The following is a 17,165-nucleotide window of genomic DNA, read 5'->3' as shown; positions in this document are numbered from 1 at the left end:
CGCCGGTTGCAACATCAAGCCGCTGCCGCCTAAACTCAGACAGAAACCGAACCAGAGCCTCCGTTACGAAACTGCTTGCGCTGTCCGAAAAACTCTGACGACGGACAGGGGTTCTGCAGGGAGCGGAAGAAAGCTCCCTTGGCCTCCAGACGTTCGATCACCTCTAGCAAGGGCGACAGAGATCGCGCAAGCCGGTCGATCCGCACAACGACCAGCGTATCACCGCTCTGGACGCGTTCGAGCACGCGTGCCAGCACCGGTCGCGCGCGATTGCCGCCCGAGGCGTGCTCTTCAAAGATCTCGACGCAACCCGCAGTTTGCAGGGCCTCAGACTGGGGCAGGGGGGTCTGATCCTCTGTGGAAACGCGGGCGTAGCCTATCAGGGGCATGAAATCGGCCTGTTTGCAATTTGGGGTATTGCTAATAAACGACTGTTTAAAAATGATATATTCGATCTGGAATTTTGTTTCCGAGCCCAAACAGCTGGCCACGTATGGATTTTTCCTCAATCAGTGACTATGTCACCGTCGGTTGATGAGGATGTGATGCATATATTCTCTAGATAACTGGAGAACTGCCATGAATACTTCTAGCCAACGACCCGCTGACACATGGTCTCCGCTTTACTTCCTTGCCTCGCTCGGGGCAGGGGGGCTCTCGGTGACCTTCTTCATGTTTCTGATGTTCTGGGTGCCGCATCCGGGACAACCGGTTCCTGTCTTCGAGGACATCTTGGCGGCCTTCTCACAGGGAGGCATTGCTTTGAAGGCCGCTATCCTAGTGGCCGTCACGGGGATCGCCGGATTTGCCTTTCTGAACATCAAACTGCTGATCTGGAACCTCGCACGTCTCGCCGAGTTCAAGAAGACGGACGCTTACACAAAATTGATGGGGTCCAATGGCGAGACGCAGTTCTTGGCCATGCCGCTTGCTCTCGCGATGACCGTCAATGCCGGCTTCATCCTCGGCCTCGTTTTTGTTCCGGGCCTCTGGAATATCGTCGAATACCTGTTCCCGATGGCGATGGTCGCCTTCGGTCTGATCGCCTATCTCGCGTTCAACCGCATCGGTGGCTTCCTGGGCCGCGTTTTGAGTGAAGGCGGGGTTTTCGATGTCACCGCGAACAACTCTTTCGCTCAACTCCTGCCAGCCTTTGCGCTGTCGATGATCGCCGTTGGCATGTCCGCGCCTGCAGCCATGAGCACAGTCCCCACGACCGTTGGCATCTCTCTTGTCCTATCGATTGCGCTTGGTGCTATCGCCGCGCTTTATACGGTGGTGGCTGCGATCGTGGCATTCAATTCGATGCTGCAATACGGGACTGCGAAGGAAAGCGCGCCGACGTTGATGGTTGTTGTGCCGATCCTGACGATCCTCGGGATCATGACCATGCGGCAGGAGCATGGCCTGCACACCACTTTTGACGCTCATGGCGGTGTGGCGGACAACCTGCTTCTGACGACGACGATCCTGGCGATTCAAGGCGTGTTTATCGCGCTCGGCCTGTTGGTGCTCAAGCGCCAGAGATACGCAGATGCCTATCTACGCGGAGCGGGCAACTCGGCGGGATCCTACGCACTCGTTTGCCCGGGTGTGGCGCTCAGTGTGATGCTGCATTTCTGGATCAACAAGGGTCTCGTTGGGGCCGGTTTGATCGCCAAGTTCGGCATCGCCTACTGGTCGCTGACCTCGCTTGCGATTGCCGCGCAGGTCTCGATGATCGTTCTCGTTCTTTTGCTGAACAAACGACACTTCGGGCGTCCGGCCGATGGCCACGCTGTTCCGGCAGAATGAATTCTCCCTTGTCAGACGCCCGGCTCATCTGAGCCGGGCGATGGAGGCATAGATGAACATTCATTCCAAGCCGAGCCAGGACGTATCCCTTGCACGCGCTGTTCTGGATGCAGGCGGTGTGATCAAAAGCGCCGATGAGGGTCAAACGGCGTTTCGTTGGCAAGGCCATCCGCGCGCCTTTGTGCTCATCACGCGCGGCAAGCTCACGGTGCATTTTCGGACCAAAGGCCGAAACGTGCCTTGGGCAGAATGTCGGGCATCAGTGGGGCAGGATTGTATGCCGGTCACAGCTGCAATTCTGTCCGAACGGGAAATCACAGTTCGAGCCAAATGCTCGGAACCCACAACCTGGATTGAGTTGTCCCCGAACAGCCTCGTGCTGCTTGTTCATAGCGACATGGGCTTCAGACAAGCCTTGTTCGCAACACATGCCAAGCGCTTGCCGACCTTCTTCGCCAAGATATCTGCAAAGAACAGGTTCAGCTTGGACAACCGGATTGCAGATTGGCTATTGTGCCACGCGAAAGACCGCGAGGTCGTCGCCACCCATGGGGACATTGCCAAGGATCTCCTGACGGCACGGGAAGTGGTGTCGCGCAGGTTGCGCGACTTTGCGAACAAAGGCTGGATCGTTCAGCAACGCGGTCGCATTCACATTGATGCACCAGCCGCCCTAGCTCGATTGTCCAAGGGATGCCTCTCACTGGCTACCTAAAGCACTAAGACACTGAAATACCTCCAACACGAGCCGCACCACGCCGGTCTTCTTGGTCATGACACATGAAAACCCTGGCGCGGCTCGCAATGACAGGAGGCGCGCGAAAGAACGCATCATCGCGCCGGTTGCGCGGCAGCTGAACATCGCAGGATGGCTTTCGGTGGTTGCCGGCGCCTTTTGGCCTGTTCAAGCGGCGGCCATCGCTTGGGCGGCGTCACGTTGGGCATCTGGCGCGCCGGCTTTTGGTCCAGCGGTCACGGCCGCCTTGGTATTCATGGGGTGCGCCTTTGTTCGAGCTGCGTTAGAGCACCGGTCAGGGGCGCTCTTGTTTGACGCTGCAGACAAGACGATCGCGCGCGAACGTGAGACCCTCATTTCGCGAGAGGCGCGGGCGCGAACGGAGGCCGGTTCGGCTCAGATCGCGGCTCTTGTGGTGCAGAAGCTCCCGCTCTTGCAGCCGTGGATCACGTGCTATCACGTCGCCATGTTGCGGGCGCAGGTTCTGCCCGTCCTGTTATTGGTCTTGTCGTTTTCACAGTCCTGGGTCGTGGGCCTGACGCTCCTTGTTGCAGGCGCTCTCATACCTCTGTTCATGGCCTTGGTCGGCATGGCGGCTGAGGACGCCTCAAAGCGCCAGATGACTGAGATCGCATCGATGAACGATATGGTCATGGACCGGATTTCAGCGATGCTGGACATTCGTTTGCTCGGTGCCGTCGATCGCTCTGCCGCTGATTTCGAAGCGCGCGCGAACACTTTGCGCGAACGGACCATGGCAGTTCTGCGGGTCGCCTTCCTGTCTTCGACGGTGCTGGAATTGTTCTCGGCGCTTGGCGTCGCGATGGTGGCGGTCTTTGTGGGCTTTACGCTGCTCGGGGAAATCGGATTTGGGTCCTGGGGGGACGGACTGACCTTGGGACAGGGGCTGTTCCTGCTCTTGATTGCGCCGGATTATTTCCAGCCTCTGCGGGATCTCGCGACAGCGTGGCACGATCGTGCGGCCGGATTCGCCGTGGTTGCAGATCTTGATGAGTTGGATGCGGCGGACCGGATCGGGTTTGTGGGCCAGGCCGAGCCGTGCACGCCGTTGGCCGGGCCTATAAGCGTCAAGAGCAAGGGCGCGGTCGCACGCGTTGCGGACAGTGAAGTCATGGTGCCGGATTTGTCCTTAAGTGAAGGCCAGAGCGTCGCGCTCGTTGGTCCAAGTGGCGCGGGAAAAACAACGGCTTTGGCTGCGCTTGCCGGCCTGGTGCCGCTGGCTTCGGGCGACATCGAGGTGAACGGTCAGTCTTTGAATGAGAAAACCGCCGACGCCTGGCGCGCGCGCCTCGCGTTGGTGCCCCAGAGACCGCATTTCCCCGATGAGACATTGCAGGACTGGCTGGATCCGAGAGGAACAGGTACCGATCCGACATCCGCTCTTCAGATGGCGGCGGCGTTGAATATCGTAGCGCGCTTGCCGGATGGATTGGAGACCCGCCTTGGCGAAAGCGGGGGCGGGGTGTCCGGGGGGGGAGGCACGGCGACTGCTCTTGGCGCGCGCTATCATGACAGGTGCCAGCCTGCTTCTTGCAGATGAACCCACGGCGGATCTGGATGCAGAGACCGCCGATATCATCATCAAGTCGCTCCAGCGTTTCCAAGACGCGGGGGGGGACGGTGATTGTGGCGACACATGACCCGAGGTTGGCCGCAGCCATGGATAACCGCATAGAGGTCGCTGGATGAGACACCTCTTGAGCATCGCAATCCTCCTTGTGAACGCAGACCGATGGGCCATGGCAAGGGGTGCGCTCTTGGCGGTCACTGTCTTAGTCATGGGGGCCGCATTGTTGGGGCTGTCGGGTTGGTTCATTACCGCGACGGGACTGGCCGGGCTTGCGGGGATCGGTATCGCCTTCGACGTCTTTCGACCCTCTGCTGGTGTCAGGTTTCTGGCCCTGGGCAGGGCCGCGGCGCGCTACGGGGAACGTTTGCTGACCCATGATGCGACCCTTCGGGCGCTGGCAGCCCTTCGCGTAGTCCTTTTGCGCGGGTTTGCACGAAGCGATGCTCGAGAGCTGTCCAAGTTACGGGGAGAGGGCGCTTTGACGCGGATCGTCTCTGACGTGGATGCCCTCGATGGCGTTGTCCTGAGGCTCATCCTGCCGCTTGGCGCTGCGATCCTGACCCATGTGCTTGTATTCGCAGTCCTCGGTCTAATCGTTGGCTGGTCGGTGGCTGTAGTCATCGCGGGTCTCTACCTGTCTTTCGGGTTGGCTATTCTTCTGCGCCTTGGACGCAGAACCGTGGCCCCAGCCAGCGAAGCCGAAACGCAGGGCCAGCACTTGCGCCGCGGTGTGATCGACATGATCAGAGATAGAGAGGCTTTGATCGTCGCTGCGGTCCTGAAGAGCAAGGAAGACCGCCTGCGCCAGATAGACGGGGCCGCCCGGGAGGCCGCGAGACAGCTCGATCGCGCAGAACGCATGTCGGGTTTCTGGATGTCGCTACTTATCGCAGGCGTTGCCATGAGCGCTTTTCTAATGGGAGCGGCCCTTCTCGACGCGGGGTCTGTCGGGCCAGCCAAAGCAGTTATCGGATTATTCGTTGCACTGGCGCTCGCGGAGGCGCTTCTTCCGCTCAGACGCGGTGTCTCGGAACTCGGACGCATGTCCGGGGCGGCAGCGCGCATCAGCAACCTTCTTCCTAGAATAGATCAAACAGAGAACCGGTACGGTCAGGTCGATGCGCCGCTGCTTTCACTTCGGTTGCCAGGTGGCGAGCGAGAGTTCCGAGCCGGAGAGACCGTGGCCTTAACCGGGCCATCCGGTGTGGGCAAATCCATGCTGTTGATGCAGATCGCTGGGCTGTTGCCGACCTCCGAGGTTATGGTGAAGGGCCTCAGGCCAGACGATTACGCGGACGACACGTTGCGTGGAATCGTGTCCATGCTGCCTCAACGCAGCTCACTGATCGCTGGGACAGTGCGTGACAACTTGTCACTAAGTGGCGATTTCACCGATGCCGAGGTGTGGAATGCGCTTCAGACGGTCGTTCTGGCAGATGCGCTCATCAAGCGCGACGGCCTTGATACGAAGCTTGGAGAAGGGGGCGCAGGTCTGTCCGGCGGGCAGTCCAGGCGCTTGGCGCTGGCGCGTAACCTCCTGAAAAGAAGCGAGATACTTCTTCTTGATGAACCCACTGAGGGCCTTGATGCTGAGACTGCGGATGCTGTCATTCAAGGTGTTCGCGCCGCTTTGCCCGATGCGCTCATCATGGCGACTATGCATTCTGGGGCTAATCACTCTGTCTTCAAGAAGACGATCGAACTTTCTGCTTGACTTGGTGATGTTGTCACCAAGATATTCCGGTGTGCCGACGTACACCGCCTCCTGAAGACTCGTGGAGCCCGACTCGGCCCTTGCTGACCAGGCCGGACCCCGCATGCTAATCAGGAGGGCTTTCAATGGAGCTAGATGTCGTAGAGCTGTCGCGCCTGCAATTTGCGATGACAGCCATGTATCACTTCCTCTTCGTGCCGCTGACGCTTGGTTTGTCGATCATCGTCGCGATCATGGAGACCGTCTATGTCATGACGGGCCGACCGATCTGGCGGCAGATGACGAAATTCTGGGGCACGCTGTTTGGGATCAACTTCGTCCTCGGCGTCGCAACCGGTATCACCATGGAATTCCAGTTCGGAATGAACTGGAGCTACTACAGCCACTACGTGGGCGACATTTTCGGCGCACCTCTTGCGATCGAGGGTCTGATGGCCTTCTTCCTCGAGGCGACCTTCGTCGGTCTCTTCTTCTTTGGGTGGGACAAGCTGAGCAAGGTCCAACACCTTGTTGTGGCCTGGCTTGTCGCACTCGGTTCCAACTTCTCGGCGCTCTGGATCCTGATCGCGAACGGGTGGATGCAGAACCCGGTCGGCGCGGAGTTCAATCCCGACACGATGCGCATGGAGATGACATCGTTCTTCGATGTCCTCTTCAACGAGGTGGCCCAGGCGAAGTTCGTCCATACCGTTTCGGCCGGTTACGTCACGGCGGCGGTCTTCGTCCTTGGTGTCTCGGCCTGGTATCTGCTGAAGAATCGCCATGTCGAACTGGCGCGGCGGTCGATTACGGTTGCCGCGTCCTTTGGTCTTGCATCGGCGCTGGCCGTTGTCGTTCTGGGCGACGAGTCCGGCTACTCGGCCAGCCACACTCAGCGCATGAAACTCGCCGCGATCGAAGCGATGTGGGAGACAGAACCGGCGCCTGCATCGTTCACCGCCATCGGGTTCCCCGATCAGGAAGCGCGTGAAACGCACTATGCGGTGCGCATCCCGTGGGTCATGGGCATCATCGGGACCCGCTCGCTGACCCAGGAGATTCCCGGCATTGAGGATCTCGTTGAAGAAGCACATGAGCGGGTCGAGCGGGGCATTATCGCCTATGATGCGCTGCAAACCATCCGCGAACAGCGCGATGCTACCCCGGCGGATGTACGCGCGCGGTTCGAAGAACACTCCGGCGATCTTGGGTTTGCCTATCTGCTGTTGCGCTACGTGGATGATCCGCGCGAAGCGACACCTGAGCAGATCGCGCAAGCGGCAGAAGATACCGTTCCGACCGTCTGGCCGCTGTTCTGGGCATTCCGGATCATGGTGGGGCTTGGCTTCGCGTTCATTGGCGTGATGGCCTATTTCTTCTATCGGTCGTCTTTCAAGGGCCAGACCTATCCCCGTTGGGCGCTTTGGGCGGCTGTGGTCGCGATCCCGACGCCCTGGATCGCGGCAGAAATGGGGTGGTTCGTGGCCGAATTCGGTCGTCAGCCCTGGACTGTGGACGGCGTTCTGCCAACCGCGCTGTCGGCCAGCCACCTGAGCGTCGCTGATCTGCTCATCACGCTTGCGGGCTTCATGATCTTCTACTCGATCCTCTTTGTCGTCGAGATCGGCCTGATGCTGAAATACATCCGCAAGGGCCCGTTCCAGGACGTCGCCGAGACCGAAGCCTGGGAAGCACGCCACGAACATCGCCTGCGGACTCATGACGGTCAGGGGCCGTTTGCCCCGGCGGGTGCCCGCGCAGCCTCTGCTGTCGACGATGGCCTCTCCGGCGCAAGCACAACCCCCGCGGAGTAAGACACATGATCCTCTATGAACTCATCGACTATGAAACCTTGCGGGTCATCTGGTGGGCGCTTCTGGGCGTGCTGCTGATCGGCTTCGCACTCACTGACGGCTTCGACATGGGGGTGGGGGCACTCCTGCCCTTCGTCGCCAAGACAGATGTGGAACGCCGCGTAGTCATCAACACGGTTGGCCCTGTGTGGGAAGGGAACCAGGTCTGGTTCATCCTCGGCGGTGGCGCGATCTTTGCGGCTTGGCCCCCGCTTTATGCGGTCAGCTTTTCGGGCTTTTACCTTGCGATGTTCGTCGTCCTTGCGGCCCTCATCGTGCGCCCCGTGGCCTTCAAATACCGCTCAAAGCGGGACAGTGCGACCTGGCGGAGCAGCTGGGACTGGGCGCTGTTCGTGGGCGGCGCCGTGCCGGCGCTGCTGTTCGGGGTGGCGGTGGGCAACGTGCTGCTCGGCGTGCCCTTCTATCTGACCGAGGATTTGATGGCGATGTATCCGGGCAACTTCCTGACGAAGTTCATCGGCCTTCTGCGCCCCTTCGCGCTGTTGGCTGGCGTCGTATCCTTTTCAATGCTGCTCATGCATGGGGCGGCTTGGCTCAGCCTCAAGACCGAAGGCCTGATAGCCAATCGCGCGCGCCGGATCGGGACCTATGCCGGGATCGTGGCGATGGCAGGCTACGCGCTGGCCGGGCTCTGGCTGGCCCTTGGAATCGACGGCTTTGCCCTTGTCGGCGAGGTGGTTACCGATGGGCCGTCCAATCCGCTCTACTCCGAAGTGGCGCGCGGTGGGTCCTGGCTCTCGGCTTATGCAGAGCGGCCATGGATCATTGCGGCCCCCATCATGGGCTTTGTCGGCATGGCGCTTGCGCTGCGTGGCCTGATCGCTGGCCGCGAGGTGTCCACGTTGCTCTGGTCGAAACTCGGGATCACCGGCGTGATCTCGTCGGTTGGGTTGACCATGTTTCCGTTCATTCTGCCGTCGACCGTTGATCCGAACAGCTCGCTGACTGTGTGGGACAGCTCGTCCTCGCATCAGACGCTCTTCATCATGCTGGTCTGCACCGTGATCTTCATGCCGCTGATCCTGATGTACACTGCATGGGTCTACAAAGTGCTCTGGGGCAAGGTCACCGAGGCCGACGTCACCAGCAACTCCGACACTGTCTACTGAGAAAGGAACAAGCTGATGTGGTATTTCGCTTGGCTGCTTGGCCTTCCGCTCGCCGCAATCTTCGCCGTCATGAACGCCATGTGGCTTGAGCTGCAGCGTGACCGGAAGCTTGCGGAAGAAGACGACGAACCGTCACCGGTTGTTGTCGGGGAATAAAGGGCGAGGGGCAAGTCGCTTGTGTGTGACGCGCCCCGACTCTAGGAGGAACTATGGATAGAGGAGGAACTATGGATAGAAGAACATTTTTGACTGCTGCCCTTGCCGGCGGTGCAGTTGCCGGGATGGCCACGCGTGGCGAGCAGGCCAAGGCACAAACCGTCCGGACGTCTGCGAAGATCGTCATCATAGGCGCGGGCGCGGCTGGCATGGCGCTGGCAAACAGGTTGGTGCGGCGCCTTGATGGCGCGCAGATCACGATGATCGACCCGCGCCCCAATCACCTGTATCAGCCGGGTCTGACCCTTGTTGCGGCGGGGCTGAAGCCTGCCAGCTACGTGGTGTCAGAGAATTCGGATTGGTTGCCCAGCGGCGTATCGTTTGTCGCCGACAAGGTGTCAGCGGTCGATGCGATCAGCAAAACCGTTTCGACCGAAGGTGGCCAAACGCTGGACTATGATTGGCTTGTCGTCGCACCTGGTCTGGTCCTGGATCACGATGCCATCGATGGCTTCAGCCTCGATATGGTCGGCGAGAACGGGATTGGCGCGCTTTATGCCGGCCCGGAATACGCGGCCAAGACATGGACCGCGGCCAGCCGCTTCACAGAAGAAGGCGGCACAGGAATCTTTACGCGGCCTGCCACGGAAATGAAATGCGCGGGTGCGCCGCTCAAGCACACGTTCCTGATCGACGACATCGCGCGTCGAGCCGGGAACGCGGGCAAGGTCAACATGGTCTATGCCGCGCCGCAAGGATCGCTCTTCGGGGTGCCGATTGTGGCCGAAAAAGTCCGCATGTTGTTTGAAGATCGCGGTGTCGAGACGATGATGAACCGCACTTTGACGGCGATCGACGCCAGTGCAAAGCGGGCGACTTTCGCGACCGAGACGGGGACCGAAGAGGTGGATTATGACTACATCCACGTCATTCCGCCGCAACGCGCGCCTGAATTCGTGGTTCAGTCCGGTCTTGCCTGGGCGGATAAATGGACGGATCAGGGCTGGGTCGAATGCGACATGCAGACCCTTCGGCATCTGCGCTACCCTGAAATTTTCGCGCTTGGCGATGTGGCCGGCGTCCCAAAGGGAAAAACGGCGGCCTCGGTCAAATGGCAGGTGCCGGTGGTCGAAGATCATTTGATTGCGGCCATCGAAGGCCGCGAGGGGACGGAAACCTACAATGGCTACACGTCCTGCCCGCTGATCACACGCATCGGCCGCGCGATGCTGGTGGAGTTCGACTACAATAACAACCTTGTCCCTTCCTTCCCGGGCGTGATCGCGCCGCTCGAAGAGCTGTGGATCAGCTGGTTGATGAAGGAAGTGGCGCTGAAAGCCACGTACAACGCCATGCTGCGTGGCCGGGCCTGAGGAGGGCGAGAGATGAAAGACCTTACATTCGAAACCCTCATTGCCGTTTTCGAAGAGATCTTCGGGCGCGGCCTGTTCTGGACGATGGTGGCCGCCGCTGCATTAGTGACGCTGGCCTTTCTCTACGTGCTCATCCGGGACTGGGCCGTAAGCTGGAAGAAATTCCTGATTGCCCAGCTGTCCATGCCCGTCGGTGCGGTCCTGGCGGTCTGGTTCGTGATGGTGATGACCAAATCCAAGCTCTCTGATTTGGGCGGACCCGTGGACCTTATCGTGCTCCTTGGCATTGCTTCGGTTGGGGCGGTTGGCATGGCAATTCTCGTGTACACGCTCGAAGCGCTCTTGGGCACGAAACGGACCAAGGGTGAGGTGGATTCTTGACCGCAATATCACATGGGTAAACAGAGCCATGCAAATCCCCGATCTCGGTACAGTTCCAACACGGCAAGAGCCTTGGCTCGCGCATTTCCCGATCACGCTCTTCGGGTCGACCATGGGGCTGTTTGGCCTCGCGCTTGCTGCACGGGCAGGAGGTCTTGCGGCCGTTTCTGATGGCGTTGCCGGGGCAGGGGCCTTGGTGTTTCTGGGATTGTTGGCGCTCTACATAGCAAAAGCCATCCGGTTTCCCGGACAAGTAGCCGAGGAATGGAACCACCCGGTCCGCCTTTTGTTCTTTCCAGCGGCCAACATCTCGATCTTGCTGCTATCATTGTTGTTACAGAACATTGCGCCGACGCTTTCGACGGCATTGTGGGTCATCGCCGCAAGCACACAGGCGGTCCTCACGGTTGTGATCGTGTCGGCGTGGATTTCCCACAGGGCCTTTCCACATCAGACCCTGTCGCCGGCATGGTTCATTCCAGCAGTCGCCAATGTGATCGTGCCCCTGGGGGGCGTGCATCTGGGGCTTGAAGAGGCCAGTTGGTACTTCTTCTCGGTCGGTATCATTTTCTGGCTGATCCTGCTCACGCTTGTATTTAACCGGATCATTTTTCACGATCCATTGCCTGGCAAGTTGCAGCCGACACTCGTCATTCTGATAGCACCTCCTGCGGTTGGATTCCTTGCGTGGATCGAACTGAACGGCGGTCAGATCGATGCATTCGCGCGGTTCTTGATGAACACAGGCTTGTTCTTTGCAGCCCTTGTTGCTCTGCAGGTGCCGACGTTGCTTCGGCTCCCCTTCGCTCTTTCTTTCTGGGCGCTGTCGTTCCCGCTTGCTGCGCTAACGACCGCCGTTTTCAGATACGCGGCGCTAACCGGATCTGACCTGTTTCGCGTGTCAGGCTTTGCTTTGCTTGGCCTGCTCGCTCTCACCATTCTCGTGCTCGGCGTCCGCACCATTCGTGCCGCTGTTGCCGGGGATATCTGCAAACCGGAATAACCCCCAAAACCAAAGGAAACACCATGAAGAAACTGCTCCTCTCCGCTGTTCTTGTCATGTCGTCCGCCGTTTCCGCCTTCGCGGAAGGCCCGAGCAAAGTCGTCACTGTTGTGACCTCGCCTGATGCACAAACGCAGCTGATGTCGATGGTGCTGACCATGCAGGCGGCACAGCAAGGTGCCTCAGCCCATATTTTGCTTTGTGGCCCCGCTGGTGATCTGGCCCTCAAGGACGCGCCGGAAAGCGCGACGGCTGGGCAACCTCCGCGCGATATGAGCCCGCAAGGCCTTATGCAGATGATCCAGGCCAACACGGGTGCGACGGTCGAAGTCTGCGCGATCTACCTGCCGGGGCGTGGCGAGGGACCCGAGGTGCTGCTCGACGGAATTGGCGTCGCGAACCCGGGCGAAATGGCCGCCAAGCTCATGGATCCCGATGCCCGTGTCTTGAGCTTCTGATACTAGATTGGGGCTGCAACACGTTTGGTGCTGTGGCCCCTCTACTTCCGTTCGATTAGGATTGGACTTGTTTGAAGAGCGACAAAAACGGATTTCACATTGATCACCCCAAGCTATCGCCTCGGGCTTTTTCTCGTTTTCGGTGCTGGTCTCTTCTGGTCCACGCAAGGTCTGGCAATAAGGTTGATGAGCGAGGCTGACGCCTGGCAAATTCTCTTTTACAGATCTCTTGCCCTAACACTTTTCCTAGCGGCCGTCTCACTCGTCCAATACGGGCGCGGCGCTTTCAAGGCGACCCTACACGTGGGTGTCCCTGGAATTATGGGTGCCATTTGCCTCATGGTTGCCTATGCATTTGGTATTCTGGCCATGCAGATGACGACCATCGCAGATGCGGTCCTTCTCTTTGCTACAGCGCCGTTTTTTGCGGCTGTTCTTGGCTGGTTTGCCTTGTCAGAGCGCGTTGCACCGTCGACCTGGGGGGCGATCATCATCGCCTTGGTCGGTATCGTCATCATGCAAGGCGGCGCGATTGCGACGGGCAACGCAATAGGCAATCTGTTCGCAGTCGGCTCGGCTATGTTCTTTGCATTATTCACGCTGGTTTTGAGGATGCGCAAAGACGGTGACATGTTGCCGACTGTCGTGCTGTCAGGCATCTTTGCCAGCGTCGTGTGCTTCGTGGTCGCAAACAGTTATGGCAGCGGCCTACGCATTCCCCAAAACGACCTCATAATAGCGTTGCTGATGGGTGTCTTTCAGACCGGCGCAGGATTGATCCTCTACACAATTGGTGCCCGGTCTGTCCCAGCCGTGCAATTGGCTTTGCTACCCCTCATTGAGGTTATTCTATCGCCGCTTTGGGTCGCGCTCATCGTTGGTGAGCAGCCGACAAAGCTTATCTTGCTCGGTGGGCTGTTTGTGGGGGCAGCCATTGTTGCCGACGCCTTGATGACGGCGCGGAACCAACGAGCGCAAACACTGTGAAGGCGGGAGCCTTAGCCGCGCATCTGCTTTGCAACGATGAGGGAGGCTGGGAGTGCAGCGGCGAAACCAATGCCGGCTGCGATCAACAGCGGCACCAAGGTGTCGTAGCCCAGCACCAGCGACACGACGATTGCAGATCCCGCGAGTGTCGTACTGATGAGAGAGTAGAGTATGCCAGCCAAACCAAACATGCCGTGATTCCTTTTGCCGATAGCAGCCCAAGAATAAGAATCTGCATCGATAATTCATTGATAGAGATCAATAAGATAATCGAAATACAGTCAGGAACCGGCGAGCTGCTCTCGCGCTGTCTTCAGGCAGCTTCCGACATCTCGAAACGTATCGGCGCTTGGAGAGCTCTTGCGCCACGCGAGTGCCACGTCGCGGGGTATCGCTCCTTCGACATCTCCGAGATGAAGGTGATGAGTCTTCGAGATGCCGGCATCCACAGCGAGCTTTGGCAAGAGCGTGATCCCAAGGTCTTCTTCGACCATGGCGACAAGCGTCGACAAGCTTGTGGCCGAAAAGCTCTCATCCTCGTCGAGGTTGATGCCGGAGAAGCTGGAAAGTGCGTGTCTTTGCAAACAGTGGCCTTTTTCCAACAGCAGAAGGTGGCGATCCGTCAAATCATCGGCACCGACCTTGTCTCGGTTCCCCAAAGGATGATCCGCGGGCGTCGCAAGATAGTATCCATCCGAGAACAGGACTTCTGTCTCGATTTGCGGCGGGAGCGGATGGGGGAGGGCGAGCAACAGAAGGTCCAGACGACCGTCCATCAAACCGTCGACAAGCCGGTCCGTGAGTTCTTCGCGGAGATAGAATTTCGTCTCTGGCAGGCGCTGGCGCAGAAGCGGCATGGCCCTTGGCATGAGGTAAGGACCAACTGTGGGGATTGTTCCAAACCGAATGCTTGAGGTGCCGACGGAGTTCTCTCGCGCGGCTCGGTCTTCGAAGTCTTGAACTTCGGAAAGGATACCCCGTGCGCGCTCCGCCAATTCCTTGCCGACAGGGGTCATCATGACGCTTTGTTTTGTCCTTTCCGCGACTCGAACACCAAGTCGTTCTTCCAGCTCTTTCAAGCCTGTCGATAAGGTGGATTGCGTGACGTTGCATAGCTCTGAGGCGCGAGAAAAGTTCTGCGTGTCGTCCAAGGCGACGAGGAAACGGAGTTGGCGAAGGGTTGTCATGGGTAATCGCTTTATTGAATGACGGTATGCGATACACTCAATTTCTCAAATAACGCGTCATCTCCTATGTAGGTGTCAAGGCACTAAGAAAGGCAGATGACCATGAACGCACATACACCGGTATCGAACGAAGTCCCCGTGGTCTTGCCCCGTCTGAACGAGCCTGCGCCTAGCTTTGACGCGCTGACGACCGACGGTCGCAAAACCAATGCCGACTACAAGGGCAAGTGGCTGATCCTGTTCTCCCATCCCGCGGATTTCACACCTGTCTGCACCACGGAATTCATGGCGTTTGCCAATCGCGCCGATGATTTCACGGCGCTCAACACGGATCTTCTTGGTCTGTCAATCGACAGCCACTATGCGCACATCGCATGGATGCGCTCGATCAAAGACACGTTTGGTGTTGAGATCCCGTTCCCGATCATCGCCGACCTGGACATGAAGGTGGCGCAGGCTTTCGGTATGATCCAGCCCGGAGCATCTGACACGCAAGCCGTGCGCGCGACCTTCATTATCGATCCGGAAGGCATCTTGCGGGCGATGGTGTACTACCCGATGACCAACGGGCGGTCCGTCGACGAATTCGTTCGTTTGGTAAAGGCGCTGCAAACGTCGAACGAAAACAAGGTTGCCACACCCGAGAACTGGCAGCCTGGCGATGATGTCATCGTACCGCCCCCGGCAACCGCCTCGGCCGCAGAAGCCCGCATGTCGGAAGGGTTTGAGACCAAGGACTGGTACTTCTCGACCAAGTCACTCTGAACATCCTCCTGAAAGCGCGGCGTAGTCGGAAGCAGCTGCGTCGCGCTTGATACCCAATGCTTTACCTGGAACGACACGATGGAAACGACCTGGATCGACAAATTCAAGGGGCTTGGCCGCCTCCCCGCAGAGATCAGGGATGAGCTGGTTTCGGGAAGCGAGATCGTACGGGTTCCGCCTGGCACACGGATCTTTGCTCCAGGGCAGACCGCAGATAACTTGTGGTTGCTTCTGGACGGCACCGTTAAAGTCCAACAGAAGTCCGACACGGGACGAGAGGTGTTTCTCTATCGCGTTCATGCGGGCGAAAGCTGCGTGCTGACGACAGCCTGTATGCTGGCCTTTGAAGACTATGCTGCAGAAGGAACTTCTGAGACCGACGTTGAGGCGGTTGCGATCCCGAGAAAGACCTTTGACGAACTCGTTGCGAAATCGCCAGTGTTTCGTGAATTTGTCTTCACTGCCTATTCGCGGCGAATCACCGATCTCTTCACTTTGATCGACGACATCGTGTTTCAACGTATGGATGTGCGCCTGGCCTCCCGGCTGTTGGAACTTGCTGACGAGAACGGTGTGGTGCACGCGACCCATGCCGTTCTGGGAACAGAACTGGGGACTGCGCGCGAAGTCATTTCGCGAACTCTGTCCGAGTTTCAGCGGCGTGGGTGGATCGAACAATCCCGTGGCGAAGTGCACCTGACGGGTCGCGATGGCCTGGAGCGATTGGTCAAGTCTGCCGGAGCATGATCTGGCCGGTTTCGACGGAGCGCGTTCAACTTTTCGGAACGTGCCAAACTTGGGGTTAGATGATGGCCGTGTCGGACTCACGCGCCTTCTGGAATAAGGTGGCAAGGCGCTACGCTGCGATGAACATGCGCAATCCAGACGCCTATAAGCAGACGCTGGATTGTATTCGCGCGCATATGTCTAAGGCGGATCATGTGCTGGAGTTGGGGTGCGGAACCGGCACGACAGCGTTCAAATTAGCCCCGTACGTTCGCAACTACGTGGCGAGTGACTACTCATCCGAGATGATCGATATTGCCCTGGAAAGGCAGCCACCCGAAACTCGTGAGAATTTGGACTTTTACGTCGGTGAGTTGGGCGAGGAAGACCACCCGACTGGGCCGTTCGACATGGTCCTTTGTTTCAATTTCCTGCATCTTCTGGATGACAGACCAGCGATGCTTAAGAGCATTCACAAGTCTCTCGAAACCGGCGGCTTGTTTGTCTCGAAGACACCTTGCGTCAGCGGATTGTTCACGCTGCTAAGACCCGTTGCTCTGATCCTTCATGCTTTCGGAAAGGCGCCGTCTTTCAAGTTTTTGCCCTCGAAACGGCTGGAAACGGAGATCGAGACTGCAGGCTTCGAGATCATTGAGACCGCGCGCCATCCGGAAGGGTCTTTAAGGCACGTCATCGTCGCAAAAAAGCTCAATACGACAACCCTTTAGATCGCATCCGCTGACGGTGAGGCGGACGTAGTTCTCCTTTCTTGCACGTCATTTTCGAGTTTGGTGACTTGGTCACCAAAGCATTGCGCCGATCCGTGCGATAGCGTCCCCAGAGATTCGGAATGGAGTGAAACATGACCACCAACATGGGAAAACTTGATCGTGGCGGACGCCTCGCGATTGCTGCGGTTCTGCTGTTTCTCGCCTTTGGCACCAGTGCCTTGGGCGCAGGTATCCTGTTCTGGCTGGCACTGATCGTCGCTGGCGTGTTCACGCTGACGGCGTTTGTCGGCAACTGCCCGCTTTACAGCATCGTTGGTCTCAAGACCTGCAAGGATTGCTGATGATCGAGACTGCTTTCACACCGATCGCGTCCCTCGCAGGGGGCGTTCTGATTGGCATCGCCTCGACACTATTGATGCTGACATTGGGACGGGTGAGCTACTCCCCGAAAATCGGACGCTGACGTAGGCTACAAATTGCTGTCTGCTGATCTTCGACGAAGAGGGGATCAGAGATGTCGAAACGGAAGCAGCATTCGCCGGAGTTCAAGGCGAAGGTAGCGCTTGAGGCGCTGAAGGGTGAGCAGACGGTCGCTGAGCTG

At 58.5% G+C, this 17,165-nt stretch carries 19 protein-coding genes and 1 pseudogene; 17 read left to right on the top strand and 3 right to left on the bottom strand.

Annotation, left to right across the window (positions count from 1 at the left end; translation table 11 throughout):
- Positions 1-107: 107 nt before the first annotated feature.
- Positions 108-389 (bottom strand): annotated as a pseudogene (locus C4S70_RS17290) (recombinase family protein); the annotation flags it as partial.
- A gap of 190 nt (positions 390-579) precedes the next feature.
- On the opposite strand from C4S70_RS17290, the gene C4S70_RS17285 reads away from it, so the two are divergent.
- The 13 genes from C4S70_RS17285 to C4S70_RS17230 all read left to right on the top strand — a co-directional run bounded on the left by C4S70_RS17285 (position 580) and on the right by C4S70_RS17230 (position 13,155).
- Positions 580-1,794, top strand: coding sequence for a TsoY family (seleno)protein (locus C4S70_RS17285; protein WP_104009348.1), 1,215 nt, complete (start codon positions 580-582; stop codon positions 1,792-1,794).
- 52 nt (positions 1,795-1,846) lie between these two features.
- Positions 1,847-2,509: a Crp/Fnr family transcriptional regulator gene (locus tag C4S70_RS17280; RefSeq protein ID WP_104009347.1), complete on the top strand. Its 663-nt coding sequence runs from the start codon at positions 1,847-1,849 to the stop codon at positions 2,507-2,509.
- Between the two features lie 58 nt (positions 2,510-2,567).
- The gene (locus C4S70_RS17275; RefSeq protein ID WP_200822801.1) at positions 2,568-4,091 is read left to right on the top strand and encodes an ATP-binding cassette domain-containing protein; all 1,524 of its coding nucleotides are present in this window, start codon (positions 2,568-2,570) and stop codon (positions 4,089-4,091) included.
- Complete coding sequence (locus C4S70_RS19435; protein ID WP_380219044.1) at positions 4,060-4,191, top strand: hypothetical protein; 132 nt, start codon at positions 4,060-4,062, stop codon at positions 4,189-4,191. Before C4S70_RS17275 ends, C4S70_RS19435 begins: the two co-directional genes overlap by 32 nt.
- A gap of 57 nt (positions 4,192-4,248) precedes the next feature.
- Positions 4,249-5,835, top strand: a complete 1,587-nt coding sequence (locus C4S70_RS17270; RefSeq protein ID WP_160114905.1) for an amino acid ABC transporter ATP-binding/permease protein — start codon at positions 4,249-4,251, stop codon at positions 5,833-5,835.
- A gap of 125 nt (positions 5,836-5,960) precedes the next feature.
- On the top strand, positions 5,961-7,628 hold the full coding sequence (locus C4S70_RS17265) for a cytochrome ubiquinol oxidase subunit I (protein ID WP_104009345.1): 1,668 nt from the start codon (positions 5,961-5,963) through the stop codon (positions 7,626-7,628).
- Between the two features lie 5 nt (positions 7,629-7,633).
- Entirely contained in the window at positions 7,634-8,797 is a 1,164-nt protein-coding gene (gene cydB / locus C4S70_RS17260) for a cytochrome d ubiquinol oxidase subunit II (protein WP_104009344.1), read from the top strand.
- A gap of 15 nt (positions 8,798-8,812) precedes the next feature.
- Entirely contained in the window at positions 8,813-8,953 is a 141-nt protein-coding gene (gene cydX, locus C4S70_RS17255; RefSeq protein WP_104009343.1) for a cytochrome bd-I oxidase subunit CydX, read from the top strand.
- Between the two features lie 71 nt (positions 8,954-9,024).
- Positions 9,025-10,326: an NAD(P)/FAD-dependent oxidoreductase gene (locus C4S70_RS17250; protein WP_104009342.1), complete on the top strand. Its 1,302-nt coding sequence runs from the start codon at positions 9,025-9,027 to the stop codon at positions 10,324-10,326.
- Between the two features lie 12 nt (positions 10,327-10,338).
- Complete coding sequence (locus tag C4S70_RS17245; protein WP_104009341.1) at positions 10,339-10,707, top strand: DUF5368 domain-containing protein; 369 nt, start codon at positions 10,339-10,341, stop codon at positions 10,705-10,707.
- Between the two features lie 28 nt (positions 10,708-10,735).
- Complete coding sequence (locus tag C4S70_RS17240) at positions 10,736-11,710, top strand: SLAC1 anion channel family protein (protein WP_104009340.1); 975 nt, start codon at positions 10,736-10,738, stop codon at positions 11,708-11,710.
- A gap of 23 nt (positions 11,711-11,733) precedes the next feature.
- Positions 11,734-12,168: a hypothetical protein gene (locus C4S70_RS17235; RefSeq protein WP_104009339.1), complete on the top strand. Its 435-nt coding sequence runs from the start codon at positions 11,734-11,736 to the stop codon at positions 12,166-12,168.
- Between the two features lie 99 nt (positions 12,169-12,267).
- Positions 12,268-13,155 (top strand): DMT family transporter, encoded by an 888-nt coding sequence (locus C4S70_RS17230; RefSeq protein WP_104009338.1) that lies wholly within the window; start codon positions 12,268-12,270, stop codon positions 13,153-13,155.
- Positions 13,156-13,166: 11 nt separating this feature from the next.
- Here the strand turns inward: C4S70_RS17230 and C4S70_RS17225 are convergent, their stop codons facing one another.
- The gene (locus C4S70_RS17225; RefSeq protein ID WP_104009337.1) at positions 13,167-13,346 is read right to left on the bottom strand and encodes a CTP synthetase; all 180 of its coding nucleotides are present in this window, start codon (positions 13,344-13,346) and stop codon (positions 13,167-13,169) included.
- 90 nt (positions 13,347-13,436) lie between these two features.
- The gene (locus tag C4S70_RS17220) at positions 13,437-14,342 is read right to left on the bottom strand and encodes a hydrogen peroxide-inducible genes activator (protein WP_104009336.1); all 906 of its coding nucleotides are present in this window, start codon (positions 14,340-14,342) and stop codon (positions 13,437-13,439) included.
- Between the two features lie 96 nt (positions 14,343-14,438).
- On the opposite strand from C4S70_RS17220, the gene C4S70_RS17215 reads away from it, so the two are divergent.
- The 4 genes from C4S70_RS17215 to C4S70_RS17200 all read left to right on the top strand — a co-directional run bounded on the left by C4S70_RS17215 (position 14,439) and on the right by C4S70_RS17200 (position 16,905).
- A complete protein-coding gene (locus C4S70_RS17215; RefSeq protein WP_235003875.1) occupies positions 14,439-15,107 on the top strand; it encodes a peroxiredoxin in 669 nt (222 codons plus the stop codon).
- Positions 15,108-15,185: 78 nt separating this feature from the next.
- Positions 15,186-15,854: a Crp/Fnr family transcriptional regulator gene (locus tag C4S70_RS17210; protein WP_104009335.1), complete on the top strand. Its 669-nt coding sequence runs from the start codon at positions 15,186-15,188 to the stop codon at positions 15,852-15,854.
- A 62-nt stretch (positions 15,855-15,916) separates the two neighbouring features.
- Positions 15,917-16,561, top strand: a complete 645-nt coding sequence (locus C4S70_RS17205) for a class I SAM-dependent methyltransferase (protein WP_160114904.1) — start codon at positions 15,917-15,919, stop codon at positions 16,559-16,561.
- Between the two features lie 134 nt (positions 16,562-16,695).
- Positions 16,696-16,905, top strand: coding sequence for a YgaP family membrane protein (locus C4S70_RS17200; RefSeq protein ID WP_104009333.1), 210 nt, complete (start codon positions 16,696-16,698; stop codon positions 16,903-16,905).
- The last annotated feature ends 260 nt before the right edge of the window (positions 16,906-17,165 follow it).

This window comes from Jhaorihella thermophila, from assembly GCF_900108275.1.
GTDB classification, from domain to species: Bacteria; Pseudomonadota; Alphaproteobacteria; order Rhodobacterales; family Rhodobacteraceae; genus Jhaorihella; species Jhaorihella thermophila.
Note: the sequence above shows the minus strand (reverse complement) of the source record. Positions and strands in the feature narration are given on the sequence as shown.